Raw genomic sequence first — 25192 nt, forward strand, 5'->3', positions numbered from 1 at the left:
CATGATCACACCATCGCGTGAACCGCCCCCGGCCCGCGCCCTTGCCGTGCCCCCGCGCGGCGGCCACGGTAGGCGCATGACCTCCTTCGTGCTGCCCCATGAAGTGCACGGCGCCGGCGCCCACAAGGTGTTCGCCGTGCACGGCTGGTTCGCCGACCGCTCCGCCTACGCGCCCGTCCTGCCGGACCTCGACCGCACCGCCTTCACCTACGCGCTGGTCGACCTGCGCGGCTACGGCGAGGCCCGGGACGCCGCGGGCCCGTACACCACGGCCGGGGCCGCCGCCGACCTGCTGGAGCTGGCCGACCGGCTCGGCTGGGAGCGGTTCTCGGTGGTCGGGCACTCCATGGGCGGCGCGGTGGCGCAGCGGCTGCTCGGGCTCGCCCCGGGCCGGTTGCGCCGGATCGTCGGCGTTTCCCCGGTGCCCGCCTCGGGCCTGCCGCTGGCCGGTGCGCAGGCCGCGCTGTTCACGGACGCCGCGCACCAGCCGGCGAACCGGCGCGCGATCATCGACTTCACCACCGGGGGCCGACGCCCCGCCGTCTGGCTCGACCGGATGGTCGCCCGCTCGCTGGAGCGCAGCGACGCGAAGGCGTTCCGGGCCTGGCTGGACTCGTGGGCGGGCGACGACTTCCACGCCGACGTCGAGAACAGCGGGGTCCCCGCCCTGGCGGTGGCCGGCGCACTCGACCCGGCCCTGTCGCCCGAGGTCATGCGGCAGACCTGGATGTCCTGGTACCCGCGCGCCGAACTCGTGGCGCTGGCGTCCGCCGGGCACTACGCCATGGACGAGTGCCCGCTGGAACTCGTCCGCGTCGTGGAGGACTTCCTGCGGTCCGACACCGACGGGCCGGGGGGTGGCCGGGGGCGCGTGGACGACGAGGATCACGGGGCCGGCGGAGGGCATGCGGTCGGCAGGGGGCGCGGGGACGACGGAGGGCATGCGGTCGGCGACGGCCGGTCGGGCCACGTCTCAGCCCCGGCCGGCGGGGACAAGTCGGCCGGTGCCGGGGTCACGGCCGGTGAGGGCCGGTCGGCCGGTGCCGGGGTCACGGCCGGGGGCAGTGAGCCGGCGTGAGCGGGGGTGAGGTGCCGGCGGTGCCCGATGTGTTCGACCCGCGCCGGTACGCCGCCGGTGTGCCCCACGACGACTACCGGGTGCTGCGCGACCACCATCCGGTCGCCTGGCAGCAGGAGCCCGAGGTACTGGGCTGGCCGGCCGGGCCGGGGTTCTGGGCGGTGACCCGGCACGCCGACGTCGTGCGGGTGCTGAAGGACGCCACGACGTACTCCTCCCACCTCGGCGCGACCCAGATCCGCGACCCGGACCCCGAGGACCTGCCGTTCATCCGCGGCATGATGCTCAATCAGGACCCGCCGCGGCACCACCGCCTGCGTCGACTGGTCAGCCGGGCGTTCACACCGGGCCGGGTCGACCGGTTCGCGGCGCTCGCCGGCGAGCGGGCGCGCACCCTGCTCGCCGGGGCGCTTAGGCAGGCGCGGGAAGGCGACGGCACGGTCGACCTGGTGGGCTCCGTCACCGACGAGTACGCCCTGCTCAACCTGGCGGACCTGCTCGGCGTCCCGGAGAGCGACCGCCGGCTGCTGCTGCACTGGACGCAGCGGGTCATCGGCTACCAGGACCCGGACGAGGCCGGCCCGCAGGTGCTGGACGGGGCGGGAAGACCGGTCAACCCGCGCTCCCCGGCGATGCTGAAGGACATGTTCGCCTACGCACGTCACCTGGCCGCGTACAAACGGCGCCATCCGGCGGACGACGTGATGACCGCCCTCGCGTCCGACGCCGAACTCACCGACGCCGAACTGGAGATGTTCTTCTTCCTGCTCACCGTCGCCGGCAACGACACCGTGCGCAGCGCGGCCCCCGGCGGACTGCTGGCACTGGCGGAACACCCGGAAGCGTACGAGTCGCTGCGCACCGGGAAGGCGGAACTTGCCACGGCGGTGGAGGAGTTGCTGCGCTGGCATCCGCCCGTGCTGACCTTCCGCCGGACCGCCGTCCGGGACACCGAGCTGGCGGGGCGGCGGATCCGGGCCGGTGACAAGGTCGTGGTCCTCCACGCCTCGGCCAACCGGGACGAGCGGGTCTTCACCGATCCGGCCCGGCTCGACCTCACCCGCTCCCCCAACCCGCACGTGTCCTTCGGCGACGGCCCGCATGTGTGCCTCGGCGCCCACTTCGCCCGGCTGCAGCTACGGCTGCTCCACGCGGAGGTGCTGCGCGCCCTCCCCGGGCCACGGCTCGCCGCACCGGCCGGACGGCTGGTGTCCAACTTCGTCAACGGCGTCAAGTCACTTCGCCTGTACGTCACTTGATGCCGACGTGGCAGGTCACCTGGCGTCGACCTGGATGAGCGCGTGGGTGCCACTGGTGCGCCAGCGCCGGGCCTCGGCCGCCACCAGTGCGCTCTCGGTCGCCGCGGACAGTCCGGTGATCACCTCGGACTTCAGGGTGCGCAGCGCGGCGACCGGGCCCGGGAAGTAGGCGGTGGTCTCCCGGAAGGGCGTGGTCGGCGGCCAGAGCCGGTCGCCCACCAGGCGCCGGTAGTTGAGGTCGCCCTTGAAGACGGTGAGCGTGGCCGCGGCGAACTCGGCGCGCAGGTCGTCCGGCATCTCGGCGTACGGCAGCGGAGCGCAGGAGAAGGGGTGGGCGCGCACGGTGAGACGGCCGTCGGCCATGGCCGACCACAGCACGCGCGCGTACTCGGCGGCCGCGCCGGACGCGGCCCGCAGCCGGTGCAGGGCGTCGACGACGTCGGCGGTCGTCGCGTCGGAGACGTAGTACGGGTACGGCTTGACGTGCAGCACCGCACGCGCGGCCCGTCCCTCGGCGAGGAGATGGGCGATCAGGAGCAGGTCCGGGACAAGTTCGCGGCCCGCGTTGTCCGCGACCAGGACGAGCGTGGCCGTGCCGCCGGGCGGCAGCAGCGCCCACAGGGCCGCACTGTCGTCGGCGACCAGCGAGGGCGCCGGTTCCCGGGCCTCGGCGCCCTCGGCGGAGAGCCGGAAGCCGAGGTCGGCGCGGTTGCCCCACAGCGAGCCGTGCAGCAGGGCCTGCGCCCGCTCCTCCTCGGGCAGGCCGGGCAGGGCGTCCAGCGCGGCCAGTTCCTCGTCGGTCTCCTGTGCGTCGAGTTCGGCGCGTTTGAACGGCCGGAAGGGATCGATGCCCTGCCAGGCGCCGGTACCGAACCAGCCGACGGCGTCGAGCAGCCGGCGGTAGAAGTAGCTCTCGGACCACAGCCACGGCACGTCGTACCAGGAGCGTCCGGAGCAGCCGGGCAGGCCCCACTCCCGCCACCGGTCCCGGTCCGGGGCATCGTCGGGCAACGGCTCGACCGTCCCCTGCGTGCAGCTCTTCAGCAGGTCGTCCAGTGCCCGGTGCTGCCCGGGGCCGTACGGGAAGGCGTCCCGCACCTGCCGGATGATCGCCGGATGCCGTTCGGCCAGCACGCTGTGCGGGAACGAGCCGGGTTCGTTGCCGAGGATCACGGGTGCGAACGGGGTGTCGGGCATGTCCGTCACCGTATCGCGGGCGTCAGGCGATTCTGATCTCCCGCTCCAGCTGCGTCGCGAGGGTGACGTAGCGGGGGCGGCGGTGCACCGGGACCAGCCCCCGGATCAGGAGGTGCCACATCTCCGCGACCCTACGCGGAAGCCGTCCTACCGGTTCGAGCGAGCGGCCGGCGACCCGGGTGCCCACGTAGAAGGACACGAGGGAGTGCGCGACGATGCCGACGTCGAGATCGCCGTGCACATCGGCCTCCCTGACGGCCGCGGAGAACTTCCGGTTGGCGAACTCCAGCCATTCCGTGAACGGGTGCCGCAGCGGCGGCCGTACGGCGACGTCCGCGGTGGCGAGACGGAGCGCGGCGCGCGGCACCGGATCCTCCACGGCGAGCCGGGCGATCCCGAACGTGGTGCGCATCAGGGCCTCCAGCGACGAATAGCCACGGCCCTCGACCTCGACGACGAGCTTCTGCGCGGCCCTGGCGTTGAGTTCGAGGATGGCGTGGGCGAGGTCCTCCTTGGCGGCGAAGTGAAAGTACAGCGCACCCTTGGTGACCTTCGCGTGTGCGACGATGTCGCTCAGGCTGGTGGACTCGTAGCCGTGCCGGTCGAAGAGATCGGCGGCGGCCGTGATGATCGTTGCCCGGGTCTGCTCGGCGCGTAACTGCCTCGCCATCCTGGGACCCTCCTGACTCGAACGAACGGGACATGCGGTTTTTTTTAGTCCCCTTGCACACGATAACTCACCGATGGGCAGCGGGAGTCCGGGGGACGGACCGAGGGGGCGACACCTGTCACCTGCGGATCCGGCGCCGGACGGCTCCTCGGCGGTCCGTGAGCGGACGAGACCAGAACGGTTCCTCCCCCTGTGTTTCCCGACCGTCCTCGGCAGCCGCGGAACGGCGGGTGCCGGACCCATGATCGCCACGATACGAGGACGACGACCGGCTCCTCAACGGGGCCTCGAAGCAGGGCGCGAAACATCCCAACCGGTCGGTGCTTTCACGCCCCCCGCTCACCGATGCGCCGGTCCGGCGACGGCCGAGGCTCCGGTCCCGGGAATGGCCGATGGGTTGACCCGGAGGCGGCCGATGGACCGGTTCCGGAGACGGCAGGAAGACCCGCCCGAGATGGCGGAGAGACCTGCCCGGGAGCGGCCTGAGGACCAGCCCGGGGATGGCGGAGGGGCCGGCCCGGGAGCACGCGTGGGACCGGTCCTGCTGAACATACGGGACGCGGCCGTCGTACTGGACGCCGCATACCCCTTTCCCGCGCCGCCGAGGAGACGTCCCGGATGACCCGGATGACCGCCCGTCTGAGTGTCACGGTGGCCGCCACCGCGGCCCCGCTCCTGCTCCTGTCGTGGGCGGCGGGGCCCGCCCAGGCGCACGGAGCCCCCACGGACCCGGTCAGCCGGGTCTACGCCTGCTCCCCCGAGGGGGGTGACGCCGGCCGCTCGGCGGCCTGCCGCGCGGCGGTCGCGGCGAACGGCACCCCGTTCACGGCGTGGGACAACCTGCGCGTGGCGGGGGTCAACGGCCGCGACCGGCAGGTGATTCCGGACGGCAGGCTGTGCAGCGGGAACCTGCCCGCGTACCGGGGCCTGGACCTGGCCCGGCGGGACTGGCCGGCCACCCGGCTGACGCCCGGCGAGAGACTGACGATGACGTACGCCTCGACGATCGCCCACACGGGGACGTTCAGGCTGTACCTCACCAAGCCCGGTTACGACCCGGGGAAACCGCTTACGTGGTCCGATCTCCCGGAGCGCCCCTTCGCCCAGGTCACCGATCCGCCCCTGCGGAAGGGGGCGTATCACATCGACGCGACGCTGCCGAAGGACCGGACCGGGCGGCAGATCCTTTACACCGTCTGGCAGAACAGCAGCACGCCGGACACCTACTACTCGTGTTCCGACGTGGTGTTCCCGGAGAAGGGGGCGCGGGAGACAGGGGGTGGGAAGGCGGCGCCGGCGACGACACGTCCGACGCCCGCCACGGGTGGGCGCGCCGCCCCGGGCACGGATGGCGCGGGCACCGACAGGCGGGTGTCCTCCGCCGCCGGCACACCGGTGGCGGAGGAGACGCGTGCGGGTTCGGGACCCTCGGCGCCCGTACTGGCGGGCGGCGCCGCCGCGGTGCTGGTCCTCACCGGGGGCGCCGTCCTCGCGGTGCGGCTACGACGCCGCTGAAATCGGGGCGCCGACCGCTCAGTTGACGTAGACCCGGGCTCCCCCGTCGGTCACGGGCGCGTACTTGGCGGTGAAGTAGCCGTTCGCGAAACACAGCGACGAGCCGGAGGACTTGGTGAACTGCTGGTTGGTGAAGCTGATGCTGCTGTCGGTGTTGTCGGTCTTCCCGGTCAGACTGGGCGCCTGGTACACGCAGGTGATGGTGCCCAGCAGGGTGCGCAGCTTGACCGTCGTCTGAATGGTGGAGCCGCTGGCCGGCGAGACGGCGAGGGTGCCGTCGGAGGCGACGGCCGCGGTGTAGGGCAGGTTGTCGACGGTGATGCTGCTGACGCCGGTGACGCCGGTGACGTTGCTGGTGCAGGAGCTGGCGTCGAAGGTGTGAGCGGTGACGGACTCGCCGGCCGTGCCGGGGGCGGCCGGGTTGCCGGTGACCGTGGCGGTGAACTGGGAGGACGTGCACTTGACGCCGCTGGTGCCGGTCGCGCTGGAGTAGAGCGTGGCGGAGGTGCCCGAGGCCAGCGGCGCGGTGAGGGTGTCGCCGGTCGCGACGGCGGCGCCGCCCGCGCTGCCGGTGGTGAGGACGGCGGTGCCGTCGGCGGATGCGGGGGCGGCCACCGTGAGGGCGAGCGCGGTGGCGGTACCGGCGAGGGCGAGGAGGGATCGCGTGCGCATGCGGGTGCCTCTTTCCTGGGTGGGGTCCGGTGAGGGGGCGGGGGTGCGGGGGTGCGTCTCCGGAGGTCCTGACGAGGCCCGGGGTGCGGGCCGGGGCGGGAGGTGCGTCGTGCGGCGCGGTGAGGTGAGGCAGCGTGGCGCGGTGCCGCCGGCGCAGGGCCGTGGCGCCTTCTCCGTACGCGACGGACCGGCGACGGCGGCAGCCCGGTGACCGGCCGAAGGCCTCGGGGGAAGACCTTCGGCCGGTCCGGCAGGGAACGGCCGGGACCGGCCGGGAACAACCGGTGACGGCGGGGCACGGTCGGGGGGGATGACCGTGCGCAGCCGCACCGATGTGAACGGTTTCCCTGGGCTGGGCTGAGCGGTCGACGTGAGACAGCCGGGAACGCGGCCGGCACCGCTCGGGGGATCCGGCGCCACGGATCCGTGAAACAGGGGAATTTGTAGACCTGATCAACCGTCAACGTCAAGCATTTCAAAGGCAGTTGGCGTGTTCGGTCGCCTCCCGCGCACATCCGACACCCTTTTTTCACATCTCCCTTGACCCCTCGAAGTAACCGGCGGTAACTTCCTGGTCGGCTACCGCCGCGTAGCGAGAAAGCCCTTGCTCCCGCCCTACGAGGTGAGGAGGCGAACGCGGCAGTCGCCGTCCGCGCCAGGACACCGCGCCACTGAAGCCCGACCCGCGTTGATCCATGCCCATGGGAGCAGACATGGCCTCGTCCCCGGACGTCCCGTCCGTCGGCAACACCCCCGAGAACCCGGGAAACGGTTCACCGTCCGAAGTGCCGCAGGCCGCCGCGACCGCCGCCGGCGGTGAGAGACGGGGCCGGGTCCGGGCCCGCCGGGCCGCGGTGATGGCGGTACCCGCCACGCTCGTCGCCGCCGGCCTGGCGGTGCTCACCGCGCAGGGGGCGCTGGGCGTGCAGTTCGCGGTCTCCGGGATGCCGTTCACGGTCACCGCGACGGAACTCAACGGCACCGGATTCGAGCAGTTCGGCGGCCTCGACAACATGGCGGAGGGCAGCCCGAACGCCGGCGACAGCGGGGGTCAGGTGCTCGTGGTGACCTCCGCGATCAAGAACGCCACGCTCGACCACCTGTGCCAGAGCGTCGACCTCGGCGGCACCAACCTGCTCATCACGGCCGGCAGCGGCGCGACCAAGGTGACGGCCAGTGGCCTCACCACCGATTCCACGGAGCTGTCCGGCGACGCGGCGTTCAACAACATCGAGATCGGCAACGACGCCAGCACGCTGACCAAGGCGGGCGTGAAGGGGCCGATCGGCGTGTTCAGCCAGCAGGCCGACACCGTGCACATCGGCAACCTGCGGCAGACCAACTACGCGACCACGGCGGGCGTGTTCAAGCTGCCCGGTCTCAAGCTCCGCTTCAGCGACTCGGGTTGCTGATCGCGGTGTCCGACCGTGCACGCCGGGGAGCGCGGGCCGCCTTCCGCGGCTGGCGGGCCCGCCGGCCGTTCTGGGGCGGGCTGCTGCTCACCCTGGCCGGCGGGGAGATCCTGCTCACCGAGAAGGCCTCGCTGAAGGTCGTGATGCACATCGGCATGCAGGGGCTGGCCGGCTATCTGCTGCCCACCGTGATGGCGCTGCTGGGCCTGCTGATCCTCTTCAACCCCACGCAGCGGCTGTTCTACTCCCTCACCGGGGTCCTGGTCTCCCTGGGCACCTGGCTCACCTCCAATCTGGGCGGCTTCTTCCTCGGTCTGCTGCTGGGCGTCACCGGCTGCTGCCTCGCCTTCGGGTGGCTCCCCGACCAGGAGCCGCGCGTCAGCCGCCGCACACGCCGGAAGGAGGAGCGGGCGAGGGCGGCTGCGGTACCGGAGGGAGCGGAGGGCACGGCCGCCTGACCGTACGGCGCTCCACGGGCCGACCGCGCCGAAGGACTCTCGCCCACGAGCCCTCAGCGGGGCCCGGGTCACGGCCGGCGCCGGGTGTGGCGGATCCTCGCCGCGGTGAGCGCCAGGGCGTACAGGGCGAGCACGGCGGCGAGCAGCAGATGGTACGCGGCGGGCAGCGCGGTCATGCCGAGCGCGGCGCCCAGCGGACTGGGCGGCACGGCGAGGCCGACGGCGGCGAGCAGAGCGGCGGCCCAGCCGACCGGGCCGGGCCGCCCGCCGCGCACGAGGCGCCGGCCGTCCCGCAGGAGAAGCATGACCAGCGCCTGGGTGAGCAGGTTCTCGGTGAACCAGGCCGAGTGGAACACGGCCCGGTCGTCCAGGGCGTCGGGACCGTCCAGGGCGAGCGCCAGGACGCCGAAGGTGGCCAGGTCGGCCACGGCGTTGAGCACGCCGAAGCCGGTGATGAACCGCAGGAAGGCGGGTGGCCGCAGCACGGTGGGCCGGCGCAGCTCGTGCGGGGCCGGGCGGTCGTGGGCGAAGGCGAACTGGGCGGCGTCGAAGCACAGGTTCTGCGCGAGCACCTGCACGGGGAGCATCGGCAGGAAGGGCAGCATCAGCCCGGCGGCGAGCATGGCGAGGACGTTGCCGAGGTTGGAGGAGAGGGTCACGCGCAGGTAGGCGGCGATGTTGGCGCTGCTGTGCCGGCCGGCGGTGACGGCGTGTCCGATGGCGGTGAGGTCCTTCTCGGCGAGCACGACGTCGGCGCTCTCCCGGGCCACCGCCACGGCCCCGCGCGGTGCGATACCGACGTCGGCGGCGAGCAGCGCGGGCACGTCGTTGACGCCGTCCCCGAGAAAGCCGACGGTGTGCCCGGCAGCACGCAGCCGGGCGACGAACCGGGCCTTGTCCTGCGGCGTACAACGGGCCACGACCGTGGCCGCCCCGGCCGGCGCCACGTCGGTACGGACCCGCACCTCCTGCCCGCCGGCCTCGGCCGCGGCCTCGTCGGCCGAGCCGGAACCGCCCCCGGCCGCCCCCGGACCCGCCGGACACACTCCCGCGCCCACCCAATGCTCCCCGCCGCCGCGGACCCCCGGCGCACCGCCCCCGGCTCCGGCCTCGTCTGATGCGGCCGAGGCCGGGTCACCGCCCGCACGGACGGCACCACCAGCGGACCGGATCGCGCCGGCCGCAGGCGCGGCCTCTCCCTGGGCGGCCGTGGCGGTGCGTGTCTCGGTGACCTTGAGGCCCAGCTCGTGGCAGACGCGGGCCGCCGTGGCGGGGTGGTCGCCGGTGAGCACGTGGATGCGGACACCGAGGGCGGTGAGGGCGCGCAGGGCGTCGGCGGCGCCGGGGGCGGGTTCGTCGCGGAAGGTGACCAGGCCGCGGAAGGTGAGGCCGCGTTCGTCGGCGGGCGTGTACGGGCGGGTACGGGCGGGGCGTTCGGCCGTGGCGACGGCCAGCACCCGCTGTCCGGTCCGCGCCTCGCGTGCGGCGAGCGCCAGCAGCCGCTGCCGCTCGGCGGCCGGCAGGTCGCAGCGCTCCAGGACGTCTTCGGCGGCGCCCTTGGTGACCAGCAGGTGGTGGCCGAGCCGGCCCGCGAGAACGGCGGTCGCGAGGCGCCGGCCGGGGGCGACGGGCAGCGCGGCGAGTCCGTCGTACTCCTCTCCGGCCGCACCGACGGTGTCGAGCAGGGCCTCGTCGAGGGCGTCCGGGGCGGGCAGTTCGGCGAGCTGCAGGGTCCACCAGGCACAGGCGGCGGCCCGGCGCAGCACCTCCGGGTCGTCCCGGCCGTCCGCGTCCAGACAGCGGGCGACGACGGGCCGGTTCTGGGTGAGGGTGCCGGTCTTGTCCACGCACAGCACGTCGATCGCGCCGAGGTCGTGCAGCGCGGGCAGCCGCCGTACGACGACCCTGCGGGTGCGGGCCAGCAGGGCGGCGGCCCGGGCCAGGCAGCTGGTGACGATCACCGGCAGCATCTCGGGAGTGAGCCCGACGGCCACCGACACGGCGAACGGCAGTGTCTGCGGGCCCCAGCCGCGCATCGCCGCGCCCGCCATGAGCACCAGCGGCGGGGTGAGCAGCATGAACCGGACCAGCACCCAGGCGATGCCGTGCACGGACCGGTCGAAGGCGCTGGGCTCGCGCCGCCCCGGCGACCGCTGGGCGGCGGCGAACCGGGTGCGCGCCCCGGTCGCCACGACGACCGCGGTGGCGCTGCCGGTCACGACCGCGCTGCCCTGGAAGCACAGGGCGGACGTGGTGTGCGGCTCCGGCAGGTCGGCGGCGGACTTGGGCACGGGCGCGGACTCGCCGGTGACCGCGTCCTGGCGCACCGCCAGGCCGCGGGCGCGCAGCAGTCGTACGTCGGCGGGGACCAGGTCGCCGGGGCCGAGCCGCACGACGTCGCCGGGGACGAGGTCGGCGACCGGGATCTCGTGGGCGCGCGGTGCGGCGCTGTCGTCGGCGCGGCGCAGCACGGTGGCCGTGCCGGCGACCAGTTCGCGCAGGGCGGCAAGCGAGCGGTCGGCGCGCCGCTCACCGGCGGCGCGCACCGCGCAGCCGACGGCGACCAGGGTGAGGATCACGGTGGCGGTGCCCCAGGGGGCGACGAACGCCGAGACCAGGCCGAGGGCGAGCAGCACGGCGGTGAACGGGTCGCGCAGGCCGCGAAGCCAGCGCCGCGGCCAGGAGGGGACGCGCGGGCGGGGCGGGGTGTTCTCGCCGTGCGCGGCGAGCCGGGCGGCGGCCTCGGCGTCGGTGAGCCCGCGCGGGCCGGTGTCCAGGCGCCGCAGCACCTGCAGGGACGTTCCGGACACCTGCTCAGAGACCGCGGAGGCGGCGCGCCGAGCCCGTCCCGGCCGCGTCCCGTTCGGCGAGCCGGCCGACGAGCAGGCGTACGACGTCGACGACGGCGGCCTGTCCGGCGGCGTCCACGAAGTACACCTGGCGGCGGCCCTCGCGGCGGGAGCGGACGAGTCCGGCGAGCTTCAGCTTGGTCAGGTGCTGGCTGACGGCGGGCAGCGCGCCGCCGACCCGCTCGGCGAGCCCGGTGACGTCGCTCTCCCCCTGGATCAGCGTCCACACGAGGTGCAGCCGGGCGGGCGAGGCGAGCAGTCCGAAGGCGGCGGCCGCCTCGGTCAGCACCTCGGCGGAGGGGTCCTGGTAGCCGGTGCCGGGCGCTGTCGCCACTGTCGCTTTCCTCTGCTTCCTCTGTGTCGTCCTGTGTCCGGTCTGTGTGCGGGGACTCAGTCTAGGTCGGCAGGAACTTCCCGGCCGTCCCATGAGTTTCTACGGTGTTGTAGAACGTTCCGCCGGTGTGCCGCGGGTGCGTCCGGCCGTTGAATCGAGGAGTGCGCATGGCCCTGTGGGACCGCGTCAAGGAGTCGGCGTCGCAGATGCAGACCCAGTTGGTGGCGAAGAAGAACGACCTGAAGAGCGGTGCGTTCCGCGACGCGAGCATGGCGATGTGCGCGCTCGTGGCCGCCGCCGACGGGACCGTCGACCCCTCGGAGCGCCAGCGGGTGGCCCAGCTCATCGCGACGAACGAGGTGTTGCAGAACTTCCCGGCGGACGACCTGAGGCGCCGCTTCGAGGAGAACCTGAACAAGCTGACGACGGACTTCGCCTTCGGCAAGGTGAGCGTGCTGCAGGAGATCGCCAAGGCGAAGAAGAAGCCGGCCGAGGCGCGGGCCGTGATCCAGATCGGCGTCGTGATCGGCGGCGCGGACGGCGACTTCGACAAGACGGAGCAGGCCGTGGTGCGCGAGGCGTGCTACACGCTGGACCTGCCGCCGCACGAGTTCGACCTCTGAGCGGGACCGGGCGAGCGAGGATGGGGGCATGCTCGACGATCTCGACCGCGCCCTCATCCACGCCCTGCACCTGGACGGCAGGGCGCCGTTCAGCAGGATCGCCGAGGTGCTCGGGGTCTCGGCGCAGACCGTGGCCCGCCGCTACCGCCGGCTGCGCACGGAGGCCGGGCTGCGCGTGGTGGGGCTCGCCGACCCGGACCGGGCGGGCCGCGCCCAGTGGCTGGTCCGGCTGACGGCGACCGCACGCTCCGCGCAGGACATCGCCGCGGCGCTGGTGCGGCGGCCGGACACGTCCTGGGTGAAGCTGACTTCAGGGGGCACGGAGATCACGGCGGTGATCCACGCCCCGGCCGAGGACTCCTCCCCCGGCTCCCTGCTGTTGCACGACGTCCCGCGCACCGGCGGCGTCACCGCCGTCTCCGCGCACTGCCTGCTGCACACCTACCTGGGCGGCCCCGCCCACTGGCGGCGCAGCGCCCAGGCCCTGGACGAGCAGCAGCAGGCGGCCCTGGTGTACGCGGAGAGCGCGCGGGGGGTACGGCAACCGGGGCCGGAGGACGGCGCGTTGCTGACGGCGCTGGAGCGGGACGGCCGGGCCGGGCAGGGCGAGCTGGCCCGGGCGACCGGCTGGTCGCCCGCGACCGTGGCCCGGCGGCTGGCCGAACTGCGCGCGGCGGGGGCGCTGTTCTTCGACGTGGAGGTGGACGCGGGACTCTTCGGTGTCCGGACCCGGGCCCTGCTGTGGCTGTCGGTGCGCCCGGCGGACCAGGAGAAGGTGGCCCTCGCGCTGGCCGGCCATGACGAGCTGGCCTTCGTGGCCGCGACCACCGGCCGTACCAACCTGGTCGCCCAGGCCCTGTGCCGCGATCCGGCCGACCTGCACCGCTACCTCACCGGGCGGCTCGGCACGCTCAGGGAGATCGACGGGCTGGAGACCAGCCCGGTGCTGCGCACGCTCAAGGCGGCGAGCCCGGCGCTGACGGTGCCGGCGCGCGTACGCCGCGAACGCCCTGCCGGGTGAGACCGTACGACTGCGGGGGCGTGGTGGCCGGTTGCGCGGTTCCCCGCGGTCCTTGGGGGAACGGCGGTGCCGTCGGCTGTGCCGGGCCGCTGCCGCGGACAGGCGGGCAGGCTCAGTCGCCCGTCTTCGCGTCCGTGCGCTCCCGCAGGAGGTCGGCGTGTCCGTTGTGGCGGGCGTACTCCTGGATCATCTGCACGTAGAGCCAGCGCAGGCTGAGGGGGGTGCCGCGCGCGGAGGTGAACGTCTCGTCGAGGTCATGGCCGGCCGCCGCCGCCCTGGACGCGGCGACCTCGGCCCGGAACCGCTCGAAGTCCCGTTCCGCGTGGGCCTCGTGGACTCCCTGGACGCCTTCGTCGCCGTCTCCCGGGTCGGTGAAGACGTTCCCGATGCGCTCACCCGCGAGGCGCCGCCGGAACCACGACCGCTCCACCTCCGCCATGTGACGGACCAGGCCCAGCAGGGTGAGGTTCGACGGTTCCACCGTGGTCCGCGCCAGTCGGTCCGGCTCCAGCCCCGCGCACTTGGCCGGCAACGTCTCACGATGCCAGTTCAGCCAGCCTTCCAGCATCTGCCGTTCAGGAACGGTGCCGGTGAGTCCGGTGAGGCGAGGAGCGTCATGTCCTGCTCCGAGAGCCGTAGCGCGCCGGCCGCGATGTTCTGCGCGAGGTGGGCGGGATCGCCGGTCCCGGGGATGGCCAGCACATGTGGTCCCTGGTGCAGGGTCCAGGCCAGACGGACCTGTGCGACGGAGACCCCGTGTGCGCGGGCGACGTCGCGCACCTCTTCGCGCTCCTGGGCCACCGGCCCCGCCTCGCGCCCGGAACCGGCGATCGCGTAGAACGGAACGAAGGCGATGCCGAGTTCGCCGCAGCGGCGCAACAGGGCCCGGTCCGCGCTCGGCGCGCCCGTTCCGTACGGGTTCTGCACGCAGACGACGGGGGCGATGGCGAGGGCCTCGGTCAACTGCCCGGACGTGACGTTGGATATGCCCAGGTGCCGGATCATCCCCGCATCGCGCAGTTCGGCCAACGCGCCGAAGTGATCGCTGACCGAGCCCGTCCGCCGGCTCGGTGGCACGCGCAGGTTCACCACGTCGAGGTGGTCCCGGCCGAGTTGCCGCAGGTTCTCCTCCACCTGGCCCCGCAGCTGCTCGGGGGTCGCCCACCACCAGGCGCCCGAGGAGTCACGGCCCGGCCAGACCTTGGTCGTGATGACCAGGTCGTCCGCGTACGGTGCCAGTGCGCGGTTGATCAGCTCGTTCGCGGAACGCGTCGCCGAGAAGTAGAACGCGGCGGTGTCGATGTGGTTCACCCCCAGTTCGACCGCCTGTCGCAGCAGGGCGGTCGCGTGCTCGCGGTCACGTGGGGCGCCGCGGTCGAAGGGCGCGGTTCCGGTCAGACGCATCGCGCCGAACCCGAGGCGGTTGACGGTCAGATCACCGAGTCGCCATGTACCGGCGGCTGCGGCAGCGTTCGTTCGTCGGCTCATGAGAAGGGTCTCCTCGTGCGGGCCGGGGGCACGCGAGGGATTCGGGGCCCTCGTCGGGCAGGCGGCTTGGAAGCGGGAGCGCCCGCGTCGCGGGACGCGCGCGCCCGGCCATGAGAAAAGCCTCCCCGGCGGACGGCGGTCCGCAGCGAGGAGGCTCACGTGTTTCGTCGATTTTAGCAGGGCCCGTCGGCCGTCCCGATCCTGGCGCTCGCCGTCCCGGCCACGACCATCAGGACCACGGCCACCCAGCAGGCGGCCTGGGGCCCGCTCGGCCCCGCCCCGGACAGGTACACGCTCCCCAGCACCGCCACCCCCAGCGTCGCCCCCAGCTGCTGCACCGCGTTGAGCAGGCCTGCCGCCGAGCCGACCTCGTGCGGGCGCAGGGGGCGCAGGGCGAGGGTGAAGAAGGCGGGCGTGAACAGGCCGGCGCCGGCACCGACGAGGGCGAGGGCGGGCAGCAGCGCGACCGGATAGTGCCCCGGCGCGGTCGCCCGGTACGCGGCCACGGCGGCGAGCAGTCCGGCCAGCAGCACCCCGAGCCCGTACGGCATGACCCGGCGCCCGTAGCGCCGTACCAGCCGCGAGCCCGCCCACCAGGACGCGAGGGCGAGCCCCGCGGACCACGGCAGCAGGCTCAGTCCGGCCGCCAGCACACCGGTGCCCGCGCCGAGTTGGAGCTGGAGGACGACCACGACGGTCAGGCCGTTGGTCGCCGCGAAGAAGGCCGTGGAGGTGACGAGGGCGGCCGGGAAGCCCCGGTGGGTGAACAGGCTGGGTTCCAGCAGCGGCCGGGCCGTGCGCCGCTGCTGCCGGGCGAAGCCGACGAGCACGAGCGCTCCGGCGGTCAGCAGCAGCCAGTCGCGCAGGGGGAGTTGACGCAGGTCGCCGCCGATCAGCGGGTAGACCAGGAGTCCGGTGCCGAGCGCCGCCAGGGTGGTGCCGGGCCAGTCGAGGGCCGGGCGGTGCGGGGCGCGGTTCTCCGGCAGGTTCCGGGCGAGGACGAGGACGACGGCGGCCACCGGGAGGTTCACGAGGAACGCGGACCGCCAGGAGGAGCCGAACAGGTCGGCATGCGTCAGCACACCGCCGACGACGGGTCCGCAGACGGCGGCCAGGCCCATCACCGGCCCGATGCTGCCCAGTGCCTTCGCCGTCTCCTCCCCCGAGAACATCGCCTTGATCAGCCCGATCGTCTGCGGGATGATCAGCGCCGCCGCGGCGCCCTGAACGGCCCGGAAGGCGATGAGCGGCCCCGGCGAGGGCGCCAGGGCGCAGGCCGCGGACGCCGCCGTGAACAGGGTGACGCCGAGGACGAACATCCGCCGCCGGCCCGCGATGTCCCCGAGCCGTCCGCCGGTGATCAGCAGCACGGCGAACGGCAGGGTGTAGGCGGCGCCGAACCACTGCACATCCGAGACCGGCCCGCCCAGATCGGCGTGGACGGCCGGTGCGGCCACCTGGACGACGGTCGCGTCCAGCAGGTTCATCGCCTCGCCGAGCAGCAGGGCGGCCAGGCCGGGCCAGCGCCCGCGGCAGGGAGTGGCTACAGCCACGCTTTCCGTGGTCATGGAGTTCCTCTCACTCTCGCTACAGGCCGGTACCGGAACCGGAACCGGCCTCGGCCAGCGTGGGAGAACGAGCGGAGCGGGCACGAACGGGAGCGGCCTGCTTGCGGATTTCTTCCATCAACACCGCTGATCCTGAAGAAATCCCACAGGGCGCGCCCCCGTCGTGCCAGGGGCGCGGCGTCAGTCGAGGCCGGCGGACTTCAGCCAGGCCCTGGCCACGTCCAGCGGGTCCTTGTGCTGGGCCTGCACCTCGGTGTCGAGCTGCAGCAGGGTCGCGGTGTCGAGCTTGGCCGAGACCGCGTCGAGCGCGGCGGCGCCCTTCTTGGACAGGGCGCCCTTGTAGACCAGCGGCTGGACGTTCTCGAAACCGAAGAGGTTCTTCGGGTCCTGGAGGACGACGAACTTCTCCTTGGAGATGGTCGCGTCGGTCGTGAAGAGGTCCGCGGCCTGCACGGCGTCCTTCTTCAGCGCCTCCTGGGTGAGCGGACCGCCCGCGTCCAGCGCCCGGAACGACTTGAACTCCAGGCCGTAGACGGACTTCAGGCCCACGAGGCCCTGCTGCCGGGCCTGGAACTCCGGTGAGGCGCCGATGACCAGGTCCTTCGCGAGGTCCTTCAGGTCGCCGATGGACGACTTCTCGGTGAGGTGGTACTTCTTCGCGGTGGCCGCGTTGACCGTGACGGAGTCCTTGGACTGCGCCGCGGCGGGCTTCAGCAGGGTCAGCTTGGAGTCCAGCTTGGCCTCGATGGCCGTCGTGGTGGCGTCGGCCGTCTTGGGCTTCGCGTTCTTGTCGAGGTAGGCCAGCAGCGCGCCGTTGTACTCGGGGAGCACCGAGAGGGAGCCGTTCTTGATCAGACCGTAGGTGGTCTCGCGGCTGCCGATGTTCGGCTTGTACGCGACCTTGATTCCCTTGGCCTTGAGGGCCTCACCGTAGATGTCGGCGAGCAGCGTGCTCTCGGGGAAGTTGTTGGAGCCGACGACGACGGTGTCACCGCTCGCCTTGCTGTCGTCCGTCAGGGGGTTGCCGGAGTTGTCGCCCTTGGAGGAACAGCCCGCCAGCAGGGCCGTCGCCGCCGCGAGGGCGACCACCGCCGCGCCTCGGTTCCTCCGGATGGACCTGCTGATGCGGTTGGTGGAAGTCACGCGTTGATCCAATCCATGAGTTTCACGGTCAGTCAAGGGCCGCAGATCACCGATCGGCCTCGATCCACGGTCGGTCAGGGGAAGGGAGCGCGCGCCGGCACCGGACCCCGGTGCCGTGCGTCAGCCGCTGCGGCGTACCCCCGGTGACACGGTGAGCCGGGACGCCGCCCAGAACAGCACGAGGGTGGCCAGCGCGAGTCCGGCGGTCAGCGTGGCGCCGCCGACGACCTTCTCGTAGTTCTTCTGGTAGAGGCCGTCGATGATGTACCGGCCGAGACCGCCGAGGCTGACGTAGGCGGCGATGGTGGCGGTGGAGACGATCTGGATGGCCGCCGTGCGCAGTCCGCTCAGGATCAGCGGGAGCGCGACCGGCACCTCCACCTGGAACAGCACCCGTGCCTCGGGCATGCCCATGCCCCGGGCGGCGTCCACCGGCGAGGGGTCGACGGAGCGGATCGCCTCGTAGGTGGTGACCAGGATCGGCGGTACGGCGAGCACGACCAGCGGGATCATCACCGGCAGCAGACCGAAGCCGATCCAGATGAACATCAGCACCAGCAGACCGAAGCTGGGCAGCGCCCGGCCGGCGGTGGCGATCAGGGCGAGCGCGTTGCCGCCCCGCCCGTAGTGCCCGGTGACCAGCCCGACGGGCAGTCCGATCGCGGCGGCGATCAGCAGGGCTTCCAGGGAGAACCCGACGTGCTCGGCGAACCGGGTGGGGATGCCGTCGTAGCCGTGCCAGTGGGCGCTGTCGCTGAAGAAGGCGCGGGCGAAGTCGAGGACGTTCACCGGGTGGCTCCCTTCCGTGGCATCCAGGGGGTGAGCAGGACGCGGACCAGGACCAGCACGGCGTCAGCGAGGATGCCGAGCACGGCGATGGTCAGGACGGAGTTCACGGCCAGGGCGGGCCGGTGGTAGGTCTGGGCGTCGTAGAGCATGTTGCCGAGGGCGCCCTGGTTGCCGATGAGCATGCCGACGCTGACGAGCGAGATGCTCGACACGGTCGCCACCCTGAGGCCCGCGATGATCGCGGGGACGGCGATGGGCAACTGCACCTGGAAGTAGCGGCGCACCGCTCCCAGGCCCATGGCCTCGGCCGCGGCGAGGGTCTCCTGCGGCACCGAGCGGACGCCGTCCACGATCGCGGGGACGAGCACCACCAGGCTGTAGAGCGCGAGCGGGATCATCACCGTGGTCTCGCTCTGCCCGAAGTAGTCGATGAGCACGACGAAGAAGGCCAGCGAGGGGACGGCGTACAGGACGGTCGTGATGCCGAGGACCGGCGGGTAGATCCAGCGGAAGCGCACGCAGAGCTGGGCGACGGGCAGGGAGACGATCAGACCGGCCAGCACCGGGATCAGCGCCTCGCGCAGGTGCAGGCCGACCAGTCCGAGGTAGCTGTGCTGGAGGTCGCTCGGGAGGTCGAAGAAGCCGTTCATCGGGCGGCCTCGACGCCGGCGCCGTGTGTGACGCGGCGGTGGGCGGCACGGATGGCCTCGCCGATGACCTGCTGGGAGACGACGCCGACGGCGCGTCCGTCGCCGTCCACCGCGACGGCCCAGCCGGTCGGGGAGAGCACGGCGCCGTCGAGCGCGGTGCGCAGCGAGTCGGTGCCGGGCACGAACGGCCGCCCGTGGTCGATGAGTTGCTCCCGGTCGACGGCCCCGGCGGTGAGCCGGTCCGGTTCGCTCCAGCCGAGCGGCCTGCCGTCGGGGTCGGTGACGAGGACGTAGGGGGCGTCGGCACGGCCGGCGAGCTGTGCGGCGTCGGCGTCGATCGCGATGAGCGGCGACGTCTGCAGCTCCAGCCCCTCGGAGGGGAAGAAGGACAGCCGGCGGATGCCCCGGTCGGCGCCGAGGAAGTCCTCCACGAAGGCGTCGGCGGGGGCGCTGAGCAGCTCGGCGGGCGGCGCGAACTGGGCGAGCCGGCCGCCGGTGCGCAGCACGGCCACCATGGTGCCGAGCTTGATCGCCTCGTCGATGTCGTGGGTGACGAAGACGATGGTCTTGCCCAGCTCGTCCTGGATGCGCAGCAGTTCGTCCTGGAGTCCCTTGCGCACCACGGGGTCGACGGCGGAGAACGGCTCGTCCATCAGGAGCACCGGCGGATCGGCGGCCAGTGCGCGGGCCACACCGACGCGCTGCTGCTGGCCGCCGGAGAGCTGGTAGGGGTAGCGCTTGGCGAGCGAGGTGTCGAGTCCCACCCGTTCCATCAGCTCGGCCGCCCGTTGCCGGGCCTTCTGCCTGGTCCAGCCGAGCAGACGGGGCACGGTGGCGATGTTGTCGAGGATGGTGCGGTGCTGGAAGAGTCCGGCGTTCTGGATGACGTAACCCATCGAGCGGCGCAGCGTGTTGACCGGCTGCTGCCGGATGTCCATGCCGTCGAGGAGGATGCTGCCCTCGCTGGGCTCCACCATCCGGTTGATCATCCGCAGGGTCGTCGTCTTGCCGCAGCCGGAGGGCCCGACGAGGACGGTGATCGCGCGGTCCGGTATCTCCAGCGACAGCCGGTCGACCGCGACCGTGCCGTCCGGATACCGCTTCGTCACTGACTCTATCCGTATCAAAACGCCGAATGCCCTTCGGGTTTGGCGGAGTTCCGCCCGCTTTCGGCCACGGTCGTCGTTGCACAGGCCATTGCGGGGAGAGTCTAGACCGCGAGTGTTTCAGCGTTCTGTCGGGCGAGCGACCGGTGCGTCCGCCGAGGACGCGGTCGCCGCGCCGGCATCCGACGGAGCCGGCAGCCGGCGGACCCGCGACGAGCCCTGACGGCCTGTCACCGGCGTACCGCCTGGGCCCCTACGGCGAGACCGGGTCGGCCGAAGGCCCCTGTCGGCTGTGCGGCCGCGCGGCGAGCGCGGCGACGTCGTCCTCCGCGTGCCGCGCGTCCAGACGGCCGAGGATGGTGTCCAGGACCTCCTCCAGCCCGCCCCCCGTCGGGAAGCGGACAGCGGACAGCCGGGCCAGCGAGCGGTCGATGTCCTCACCACGGCGTTCCACGAGCCCGTCGGTGAACAGCACGAGGGTCTCACCGGCGTGCAGCGGGTGGGTGAACGACTCGTAGCCGCCGAGCCCGGTGCCGAGCGGCGGCCCGACGGGGACGGACAGCAACGAGGCCTCTCCGCCGGAGGCGATGAGTACGGGCGGCAGATGCCCGGCGCTGGCCAGCGTGACCTGACCGCGCCCCGGGTCGACCCGGGCGAGCAGACACGTGGCGGGACGCAGCTCCGCCTCCCGGGAGGCGATGTCGTCCATCTGCCGCAGCACCCGGTGCGGGGGCAGGTCGGCGGAGGCGATGTAGCGCAGGGAGGAGCGGTAGGCGTTCATGTCGACGGCGGCCTCCAGGCCGTGTCCCATGACGTCGCCGACGACCAGCAGGGTCCGACCGAAGTGCAGTCGTACGGTCTCGCACCAGTCGCCGCCGACCAGGACACCGCCGCCGGCCGGCAGATAGCGGATGGCGATGTCGAGGTTGGGGTGCGGGCGGCCGGGCTCGGAGAGCAGGGCGCGCTGCAGGTCGCCGGCGGTGCGGTTGACGCTCGCGTAGTCGCGCGCGTGCCGGATGTGGGAGGCGGCGCGCTCGGCGAGCAGGCTGAGCAGCTCGGCCTCCGCCTGGTGCAGGGGCGGCGGCCCGGAGCGGGCCCACACCAGGACGCCGTACACGTCCTCCCCGCTGATCAGCGGCGTGCACAGGGCGATCCGGTCGCCGCCCGCGTGCTCCAGCCATGGCTCCGGCTGCGCGCCGAGCGCCGGTACGGCCGCCTCGCGGGCCACCGCGGCGGCCCAGCCGGCGCCGGGCAGCGCGTCGGCGTCCCCGGTGATCGCCTCGTACCCGGAGACGGTCGGGCCGGCCAGGCGCATCACGGCGGCCGTGCCGCCGGCCAGCCCTGCGGTGGCCCGGGTCAGCTCGGCGCAGGTCGTGGCCTCGTCGAGGGTCGTACCGATCCCGGCCAGGGCCTGCCGCAGCACGCTCAGCCGCGCGCCGGCCGCCACGGCGTCGGCGGCCGGCACGCCCTCCGAGGCCTGCGGGGCCTTCGCCGAGCCGGCTGATTCCGCTGGTTCCGCGGCCGCCGCGGCCCGCGCGGGCGTGGCGGTTCCCTCATGGCCGCCGCCGTCCTCGCGGTGGTGGCCGCCGTCGGCTGGAGGCCTGCGACGGGACTGGATCCAGCGCGCCACACCCAACACCCTCACAGAATCTCAAACCGGAGCGCATGGGGCACCGGCCTGGCCCTTCCCCTCGCCCTCGGCAGCCCCGTGCGAGCACGCGGGCCGTTCGTCCCGCGGCCCGCCGTACCCGCCCCGCGCGGCCTGTCCTACGACGCTCATCTTCGACCGGAGGAGACCGGGCAGGCACGGGTTTTGCAAGATTCGGAGTGTTGTTTGATCGAGATCCCGGGCGGGACTCCGGACGATCAGTCCTCCGCGGGCGTCAGCCGCAGCGAGACGGAGTTGATGCAGTACCGCTGGTCGGTCGGGGTCGGGTAGCCCTCACCTTCGAACACGTGCCCGAGATGGGACCCGCAGCGGGCGCAGCGCACCTCGGTGCGGACCATGCCGTGGGAGCGGTCCTCGACCAGTTCGACCGCGTCGGTGTCCTTCGGGTCGTAGAAGGACGGCCAGCCGCAGTGCGACGCGAACTTGGTGTCCGAGGTGAACAGTTCCGCGCCGCAGGCGCGGCAGGAGTAGACGCCCTTGGTCTTGGTGTCCGTGTACTCACCGGTGAAGGCCGGCTCGGTGGCGGCCTGGCGCAGCACGGCGTACTCGGCCGGATTCAGCTCCGCCCGCCACTGCTCGTCCGGCTTCTCGACGTCGTACGACATGAGCCTCAGCCCCTTTACTGCGACAGGCGGTCCAGGATCAGCGGGCCCAGGTCTGTCACATCGCCCGCGCCCATGGTGAGAACCAGATCACCGGGCTTCGCCATTCCCGCGATCACCCCGGGGATCTCGGCCTTGTCGGACACGGCGGTGACGTCGGCGCCGGCGGCACGCGCGGCCTCGATGATCAGCTCGCTGGTCACGCCGGGGATCGGGTCCTCGCGGGCCGGGTAGATGTCGAGCACGACCGAGGCGTCGGCGAGGGCCAGCGCCTGTCCCATCTCCTTGCCCAGTTCCTGGGTGCGGGAGAACAGGTGCGGCTGGAAGACGACGAGGATGCGGGACTCGCCGGCGGCAGCCCGCATGGCCTCCAGGTCGGCGGTCATCTCGGTGGGGTGGTGGGCGTAGGAGTCGATCACCTGCACCCCGGCGGCCTCCCCCTTGAGCTGCAGGCGCCGCTTGACCCCGGTGTACGCGGCGAGCGCGGGCGCCAGCTCCGCGGACGGGATGCCGAGCGCGGCGCCGGCGGTGAGGGCGGCGACGGCGTTGAGGGCGTAGTGCCGCCCGGGCACGGAGACGGCGAAGGTCAGCTCCTGCCCGTCCAGCACCACGGTGACCTGGCTCTTCAGCCCCTGCGGTACGACGGCGGTCACCCGCACGTCGGCGTCCTCGGCCTCGCCGTACGTCACGGTCCGCACCGATCCGGCCAGCCGCCGGGTCAGCTCCCGCGCGCCCTCGTGGTCGGCGGAGATCACCAGGGTGCCACCGGGGACGATCTTCCCGGCGAAGGTCTCGAAGGACTCGTAGATCTCGTCCATCGAGGCGTAGTTGGCGTGGTGGTCCAGCTCGACGTTGAGGACGATGGCGACCTCGGGCGCGTACTTGTGGAAGCTGCGGTCCGATTCGTCGGCTTCGGCGACGAAGATGTCGCCGTCGCCGTGCAGGGCGTTGGAGCCGGGCGCGTCGAGGTCGCCGCCGATGGCGTACGACGGCTCCAGGCCCAGCTCGGTGAGGGACACGGCCAGCATCGAGGTGGTCGTGGTCTTGCCGTGGGTGCCGGCCACGGCGATCGGGCGCAGCCCCCGCATCAGCGCGGCGAGCGCGTCGGAGCGGTGCACCACCGGGATGCCCAGCTCGGCCGCGCGGGCCAGCTCCGGGTTGTCCTGGCGGATCGCCGAGGACACCACGACACAGCTCGCGTCGTCGGCGAGGTGCCCGGCGGCGTGCCCGATGTGCACGGTGACCCCGAGCGCCCGCAGCGCCTCGGCCGTCGCCGACTCCTTGGCGTCGCTCCCGGCCACCTCGGCCCCGCGCTGCGCGAGGATCTTGGCGATCCCCGACATCCCGGCGCCGCCGATGCCGATGAAGTGCGGTCGGTCCATGGCGGTAGGAAGGCCGGGTGCCATGTGGTTCTCCCCAGAGACGGTGTACTAGAGCGGACCTAGCCTATGCGCTGAAGCACCGGGCTCCTTGCAGCGAGGGCCGTAGCGGCCTGGAGGGGCGCGGGAAACCGCGCGACGAGCCGCCACGCACCCGCGCCCCGGGCCGCACCGCGTCCCGGACGGCGCCGACGCACCGGTCCGGCGGGTCGGCTACGCCTCACTGTGCGAGAACAGCTTCAGCACCGGCACCCCCACCTTGTGCCGGGCCCTGGAGGCCCAGTCCCGGTGGAAGAACTCCTCCACGTAGTGCGGATCGGTCAGCACGATCACCTCGTCCGCGTCCACCTCCGCGACGAGCGCCTTCAGCGCGTCCAGCGGGTGGTCCTCGACCAGCCGCCCCTCGGCCCGGCTCCCCGCGGAGCGCAACGCCCGCAGGGACACGTCGAGTGCCTGCCGGCCGACGCTCTTCGCCTCCGCTCCCTCCGGGGTCTCGCGTTCGCGGACCGCCTCGTCCAGTTCGCCAAGCGCGATGTCGTCGATGGCCCGCAGCAGACGGTCCGCCTGGTCGCCGCGCGGCTGGAGAAGCACGTGGAACACGACCGGCTCGTCTCCGTGCAAGGTGGTGACGAACTCCACGTCGGCGGCCGTCAAGGCCTTCTCGATCATCAGAACGCTTGTGAACACCAAACGCCTCTTCTCCTCCGTGGGCCCGACAAGGCCCCTGCCGAAACCATCCTGCCCCGCGATCGCACGGGTCGTGCCGGACTAAGTGTGCCCTCCGGAAGCTAAACGGAACGGGAGATTCCGCCGATTCAGGACCGACGGTAACGGCCGAACAGGAATCCGGCCTCCTCCAGGAGGGACGCGAGTTCGAACCGGTGCGGCACCTCGACCGACGGCCCCCCGGCGATGCGCTGGGCGTCGCCCGCGGTGAGCATGGGCGAGACGGTCAGGCACAGCTCGTCCAGCACCTCGTCGGCGATCAGCTGGCCGAGCAGCCGGGGACCGCCCTCGGTGAGCAGCCGGGTATGGCCGAGGCCGGCCAGGGCGGCCACGGCGCGCGCGGGCTCGACGCCCGTGCCCTCGCCGGCGATCACCACCGTGGCGCCCGCCTTCTCGGCGGCGGCGACGCGGTCCGCGGCGGCCGCGGCTCCGGTCAGGACCAGCGTGGGCACCAGGGGCGAGGTGAACAACGGGAGCGAGAAGTCCAGCTCCAGGCTCGCGCTGACGACCGCGATCACCGGGGCCGGGGCCTGTCCGGCGGCCTTGCGGCCGTCGGCGAACTCGGCACGCGCGCGTGCCGGACGGTACCCCTCCTGACGTACCGTTTCCGCGCCCACCACGATCACGTCCGCGAGCGCCCGCAGCGTGCCGAAGATCCGCATGTCGGCGGCGCTGGAGATGGGCTGGGAGCGCCCGTCGTGCTGGGCGGCGCCGTCGAGCGAGGAGACCATGTTGGCCCGCAGCCACGGCCGCGGGGCACCGGCGACGGGTTCGGGGTAGGCGTAGGCGGCGGCCAGCTCGGCGAGACTCCACTCACGGTCGACCAGCGCGCTGCCGCCGTGCGCGCCCGGCACATCCGCCGCTCGGACCCCGGTCGCCCGCCTCACCCCCTCACCCTGGGCGGTCCCGCCGAAGGCCTGGGCTGCTGTTTCGTCGGTCACAGGGAACAGGCGTCGCATGTCGTGCAGTGTGACACGGCGCTTA

23 protein-coding genes and 1 pseudogene are annotated in these 25192 nt (G+C 73.1%); 7 read left to right on the forward strand and 17 right to left on the reverse strand.

What is annotated here, in order from left to right; all coding sequences use genetic code 11:
• Positions 1-76 precede the first annotated feature (76 nt).
• Together IE244_RS10110 and IE244_RS10115 are read left to right on the forward strand one after the other, a co-directional pair.
• Positions 77-841: pseudogene (locus IE244_RS10110) on the forward strand (alpha/beta fold hydrolase); the annotation flags it as partial.
• A 233-nt stretch (positions 842-1074) separates the two neighbouring features.
• Positions 1075-2337: a cytochrome P450 gene (locus tag IE244_RS10115; RefSeq protein ID WP_191872641.1), complete on the forward strand. Its 1263-nt coding sequence runs from the start codon at positions 1075-1077 to the stop codon at positions 2335-2337.
• 15 nt (positions 2338-2352) lie between these two features.
• Here IE244_RS10115 and IE244_RS10120 read toward each other — a convergent pair whose 3' ends face one another.
• Both IE244_RS10120 and IE244_RS10125 read right to left on the reverse strand, forming a co-directional pair.
• Positions 2353-3534, reverse strand: coding sequence for a damage-control phosphatase ARMT1 family protein (locus tag IE244_RS10120; protein ID WP_191872643.1), 1182 nt, complete (start codon positions 3532-3534; stop codon positions 2353-2355).
• Positions 3535-3556: 22 nt separating this feature from the next.
• Entirely contained in the window at positions 3557-4204 is a 648-nt protein-coding gene (locus tag IE244_RS10125) for a ScbR family autoregulator-binding transcription factor (RefSeq protein WP_191872645.1), read from the reverse strand.
• A gap of 618 nt (positions 4205-4822) precedes the next feature.
• Between IE244_RS10125 and IE244_RS10130 the strand changes: the two genes are divergently transcribed.
• Positions 4823-5719 (forward strand): lytic polysaccharide monooxygenase auxiliary activity family 9 protein, encoded by an 897-nt coding sequence (locus tag IE244_RS10130; protein WP_191872647.1) that lies wholly within the window; start codon positions 4823-4825, stop codon positions 5717-5719.
• 18 nt (positions 5720-5737) lie between these two features.
• Here IE244_RS10130 and IE244_RS10135 read toward each other — a convergent pair whose 3' ends face one another.
• Positions 5738-6391 (reverse strand): Tat pathway signal sequence domain protein, encoded by a 654-nt coding sequence (locus IE244_RS10135; protein WP_191872649.1) that lies wholly within the window; start codon positions 6389-6391, stop codon positions 5738-5740.
• Positions 6392-7104: 713 nt separating this feature from the next.
• Here IE244_RS10135 and IE244_RS10140 point away from each other — a divergent pair.
• Entirely contained in the window at positions 7105-7803 is a 699-nt protein-coding gene (locus IE244_RS10140; RefSeq protein WP_191872651.1) for a DUF6230 family protein, read from the forward strand.
• Between the two features lie 5 nt (positions 7804-7808).
• Positions 7809-8261, forward strand: a complete 453-nt coding sequence (locus IE244_RS10145; protein ID WP_191872653.1) for a DUF6114 domain-containing protein — start codon at positions 7809-7811, stop codon at positions 8259-8261.
• A gap of 68 nt (positions 8262-8329) precedes the next feature.
• Here IE244_RS10145 and IE244_RS10150 read toward each other — a convergent pair whose 3' ends face one another.
• Positions 8330-11071, reverse strand: coding sequence for an HAD-IC family P-type ATPase (locus IE244_RS10150; RefSeq protein ID WP_191872655.1), 2742 nt, complete (start codon positions 11069-11071; stop codon positions 8330-8332).
• Positions 11072-11075: 4 nt separating this feature from the next.
• Positions 11076-11444 carry an ArsR/SmtB family transcription factor gene (locus IE244_RS10155; protein WP_191872657.1) on the reverse strand — a complete coding sequence of 123 codons (369 nt, stop codon included), beginning with the start codon at positions 11442-11444 and terminating at the stop codon, positions 11076-11078.
• Positions 11445-11611: 167 nt separating this feature from the next.
• Here IE244_RS10155 and IE244_RS10160 point away from each other — a divergent pair, with 167 nt between their 5' ends.
• Together IE244_RS10160 and IE244_RS10165 are read left to right on the forward strand one after the other, a co-directional pair.
• On the forward strand, positions 11612-12067 hold the full coding sequence (locus IE244_RS10160) for a tellurite resistance TerB family protein (RefSeq protein WP_031172144.1): 456 nt from the start codon (positions 11612-11614) through the stop codon (positions 12065-12067).
• Between the two features lie 28 nt (positions 12068-12095).
• Positions 12096-13088: an Lrp/AsnC family transcriptional regulator gene (locus IE244_RS10165; protein ID WP_191872659.1), complete on the forward strand. Its 993-nt coding sequence runs from the start codon at positions 12096-12098 to the stop codon at positions 13086-13088.
• Positions 13089-13200: 112 nt separating this feature from the next.
• On the opposite strand, the gene IE244_RS10170 is transcribed toward IE244_RS10165, so the two are convergent.
• The 12 genes from IE244_RS10170 to IE244_RS10225 form a co-directional block, all read right to left on the reverse strand.
• On the reverse strand, positions 13201-13656 hold the full coding sequence (locus tag IE244_RS10170; protein ID WP_191872661.1) for a DinB family protein: 456 nt from the start codon (positions 13654-13656) through the stop codon (positions 13201-13203).
• Positions 13638-14576: an aldo/keto reductase gene (locus tag IE244_RS10175; RefSeq protein WP_191872663.1), complete on the reverse strand. Its 939-nt coding sequence runs from the start codon at positions 14574-14576 to the stop codon at positions 13638-13640. Before IE244_RS10175 ends, IE244_RS10170 begins: the two co-directional genes overlap by 19 nt.
• 173 nt (positions 14577-14749) lie before the next feature.
• Complete coding sequence (locus tag IE244_RS10180) at positions 14750-16144, reverse strand: MFS transporter (protein ID WP_191872665.1); 1395 nt, start codon at positions 16142-16144, stop codon at positions 14750-14752.
• A 180-nt stretch (positions 16145-16324) separates the two neighbouring features.
• Positions 16325-17287, reverse strand: a complete 963-nt coding sequence (locus tag IE244_RS10185) for an ABC transporter substrate-binding protein (protein ID WP_191872666.1) — start codon at positions 17285-17287, stop codon at positions 16325-16327.
• A gap of 120 nt (positions 17288-17407) precedes the next feature.
• The gene (locus IE244_RS10190; RefSeq protein WP_191872667.1) at positions 17408-18076 is read right to left on the reverse strand and encodes an ABC transporter permease; all 669 of its coding nucleotides are present in this window, start codon (positions 18074-18076) and stop codon (positions 17408-17410) included.
• A complete protein-coding gene (locus IE244_RS10195; protein WP_191872668.1) occupies positions 18073-18726 on the reverse strand; it encodes an ABC transporter permease in 654 nt (217 codons plus the stop codon). The genes IE244_RS10190 and IE244_RS10195 overlap by 4 nt, the downstream gene beginning before the upstream one ends.
• Complete coding sequence (locus IE244_RS10200; protein ID WP_191872669.1) at positions 18723-19853, reverse strand: ABC transporter ATP-binding protein; 1131 nt, start codon at positions 19851-19853, stop codon at positions 18723-18725. Before IE244_RS10200 ends, IE244_RS10195 begins: the two co-directional genes overlap by 4 nt.
• A 232-nt stretch (positions 19854-20085) precedes the next feature.
• Positions 20086-21471 carry a PP2C family protein-serine/threonine phosphatase gene (locus IE244_RS10205; protein WP_191872670.1) on the reverse strand — a complete coding sequence of 462 codons (1386 nt, stop codon included), beginning with the start codon at positions 21469-21471 and terminating at the stop codon, positions 20086-20088.
• A gap of 227 nt (positions 21472-21698) precedes the next feature.
• Positions 21699-22106, reverse strand: a complete 408-nt coding sequence (msrB, locus tag IE244_RS10210) for a peptide-methionine (R)-S-oxide reductase MsrB (protein WP_031172162.1) — start codon at positions 22104-22106, stop codon at positions 21699-21701.
• 14 nt (positions 22107-22120) lie between these two features.
• A complete protein-coding gene (murC, locus tag IE244_RS10215) occupies positions 22121-23509 on the reverse strand; it encodes a UDP-N-acetylmuramate--L-alanine ligase (RefSeq protein ID WP_191872671.1) in 1389 nt (462 codons plus the stop codon).
• A 186-nt stretch (positions 23510-23695) separates the two neighbouring features.
• Positions 23696-24169, reverse strand: a complete 474-nt coding sequence (locus IE244_RS10220) for an indole-3-glycerol phosphate synthase (RefSeq protein WP_191872672.1) — start codon at positions 24167-24169, stop codon at positions 23696-23698.
• 128 nt (positions 24170-24297) lie between these two features.
• Positions 24298-25167 carry a pyrimidine reductase family protein gene (locus IE244_RS10225; RefSeq protein WP_191872674.1) on the reverse strand — a complete coding sequence of 290 codons (870 nt, stop codon included), beginning with the start codon at positions 25165-25167 and terminating at the stop codon, positions 24298-24300.
• Positions 25168-25192 lie beyond the last annotated feature (25 nt).

This window comes from Streptomyces filipinensis (assembly GCF_014649495.1).
Lineage (GTDB): Bacteria > Actinomycetota > Actinomycetes > Streptomycetales > Streptomycetaceae > Streptomyces > Streptomyces filipinensis.

Excerpts from the sequence above, each read along its gene's own strand:
- IE244_RS10120 (WP_191872643.1), bottom strand. The coding sequence starts at position 3,534 with ATGCCCGACACCCCGTTCGCACCCGTGATCCTCGGCAACGAACCCGGC.
- IE244_RS10125 (WP_191872645.1), bottom strand. The coding sequence starts at position 4,204 with ATGGCGAGGCAGTTACGCGCCGAGCAGACCCGGGCAACGATCATCACG.
- IE244_RS10130 (WP_191872647.1), top strand. The coding sequence starts at position 4,823 with ATGACCCGGATGACCGCCCGTCTGAGTGTCACGGTGGCCGCCACCGCG.
- IE244_RS10135 (WP_191872649.1), bottom strand. The coding sequence starts at position 6,391 with ATGCGCACGCGATCCCTCCTCGCCCTCGCCGGTACCGCCACCGCGCTC.
- IE244_RS10140 (WP_191872651.1), top strand. The coding sequence starts at position 7,105 with ATGGCCTCGTCCCCGGACGTCCCGTCCGTCGGCAACACCCCCGAGAAC.
- IE244_RS10160 (WP_031172144.1), top strand. The coding sequence starts at position 11,612 with ATGGCCCTGTGGGACCGCGTCAAGGAGTCGGCGTCGCAGATGCAGACC.
- IE244_RS10165 (WP_191872659.1), top strand. The coding sequence starts at position 12,096 with ATGCTCGACGATCTCGACCGCGCCCTCATCCACGCCCTGCACCTGGAC.
- IE244_RS10170 (WP_191872661.1), bottom strand. The coding sequence starts at position 13,656 with ATGCTGGAAGGCTGGCTGAACTGGCATCGTGAGACGTTGCCGGCCAAG.
- IE244_RS10175 (WP_191872663.1), bottom strand. The coding sequence starts at position 14,576 with ATGAGCCGACGAACGAACGCTGCCGCAGCCGCCGGTACATGGCGACTC.
- IE244_RS10180 (WP_191872665.1), bottom strand. The coding sequence starts at position 16,144 with ATGACCACGGAAAGCGTGGCTGTAGCCACTCCCTGCCGCGGGCGCTGG.
- IE244_RS10195 (WP_191872668.1), bottom strand. The coding sequence starts at position 18,726 with ATGAACGGCTTCTTCGACCTCCCGAGCGACCTCCAGCACAGCTACCTC.
- msrB (WP_031172162.1), bottom strand. The coding sequence starts at position 22,106 with ATGTCGTACGACGTCGAGAAGCCGGACGAGCAGTGGCGGGCGGAGCTG.
- murC (WP_191872671.1), bottom strand. The coding sequence starts at position 23,509 with ATGGCACCCGGCCTTCCTACCGCCATGGACCGACCGCACTTCATCGGC.
- IE244_RS10225 (WP_191872674.1), bottom strand. The coding sequence starts at position 25,167 with ATGCGACGCCTGTTCCCTGTGACCGACGAAACAGCAGCCCAGGCCTTC.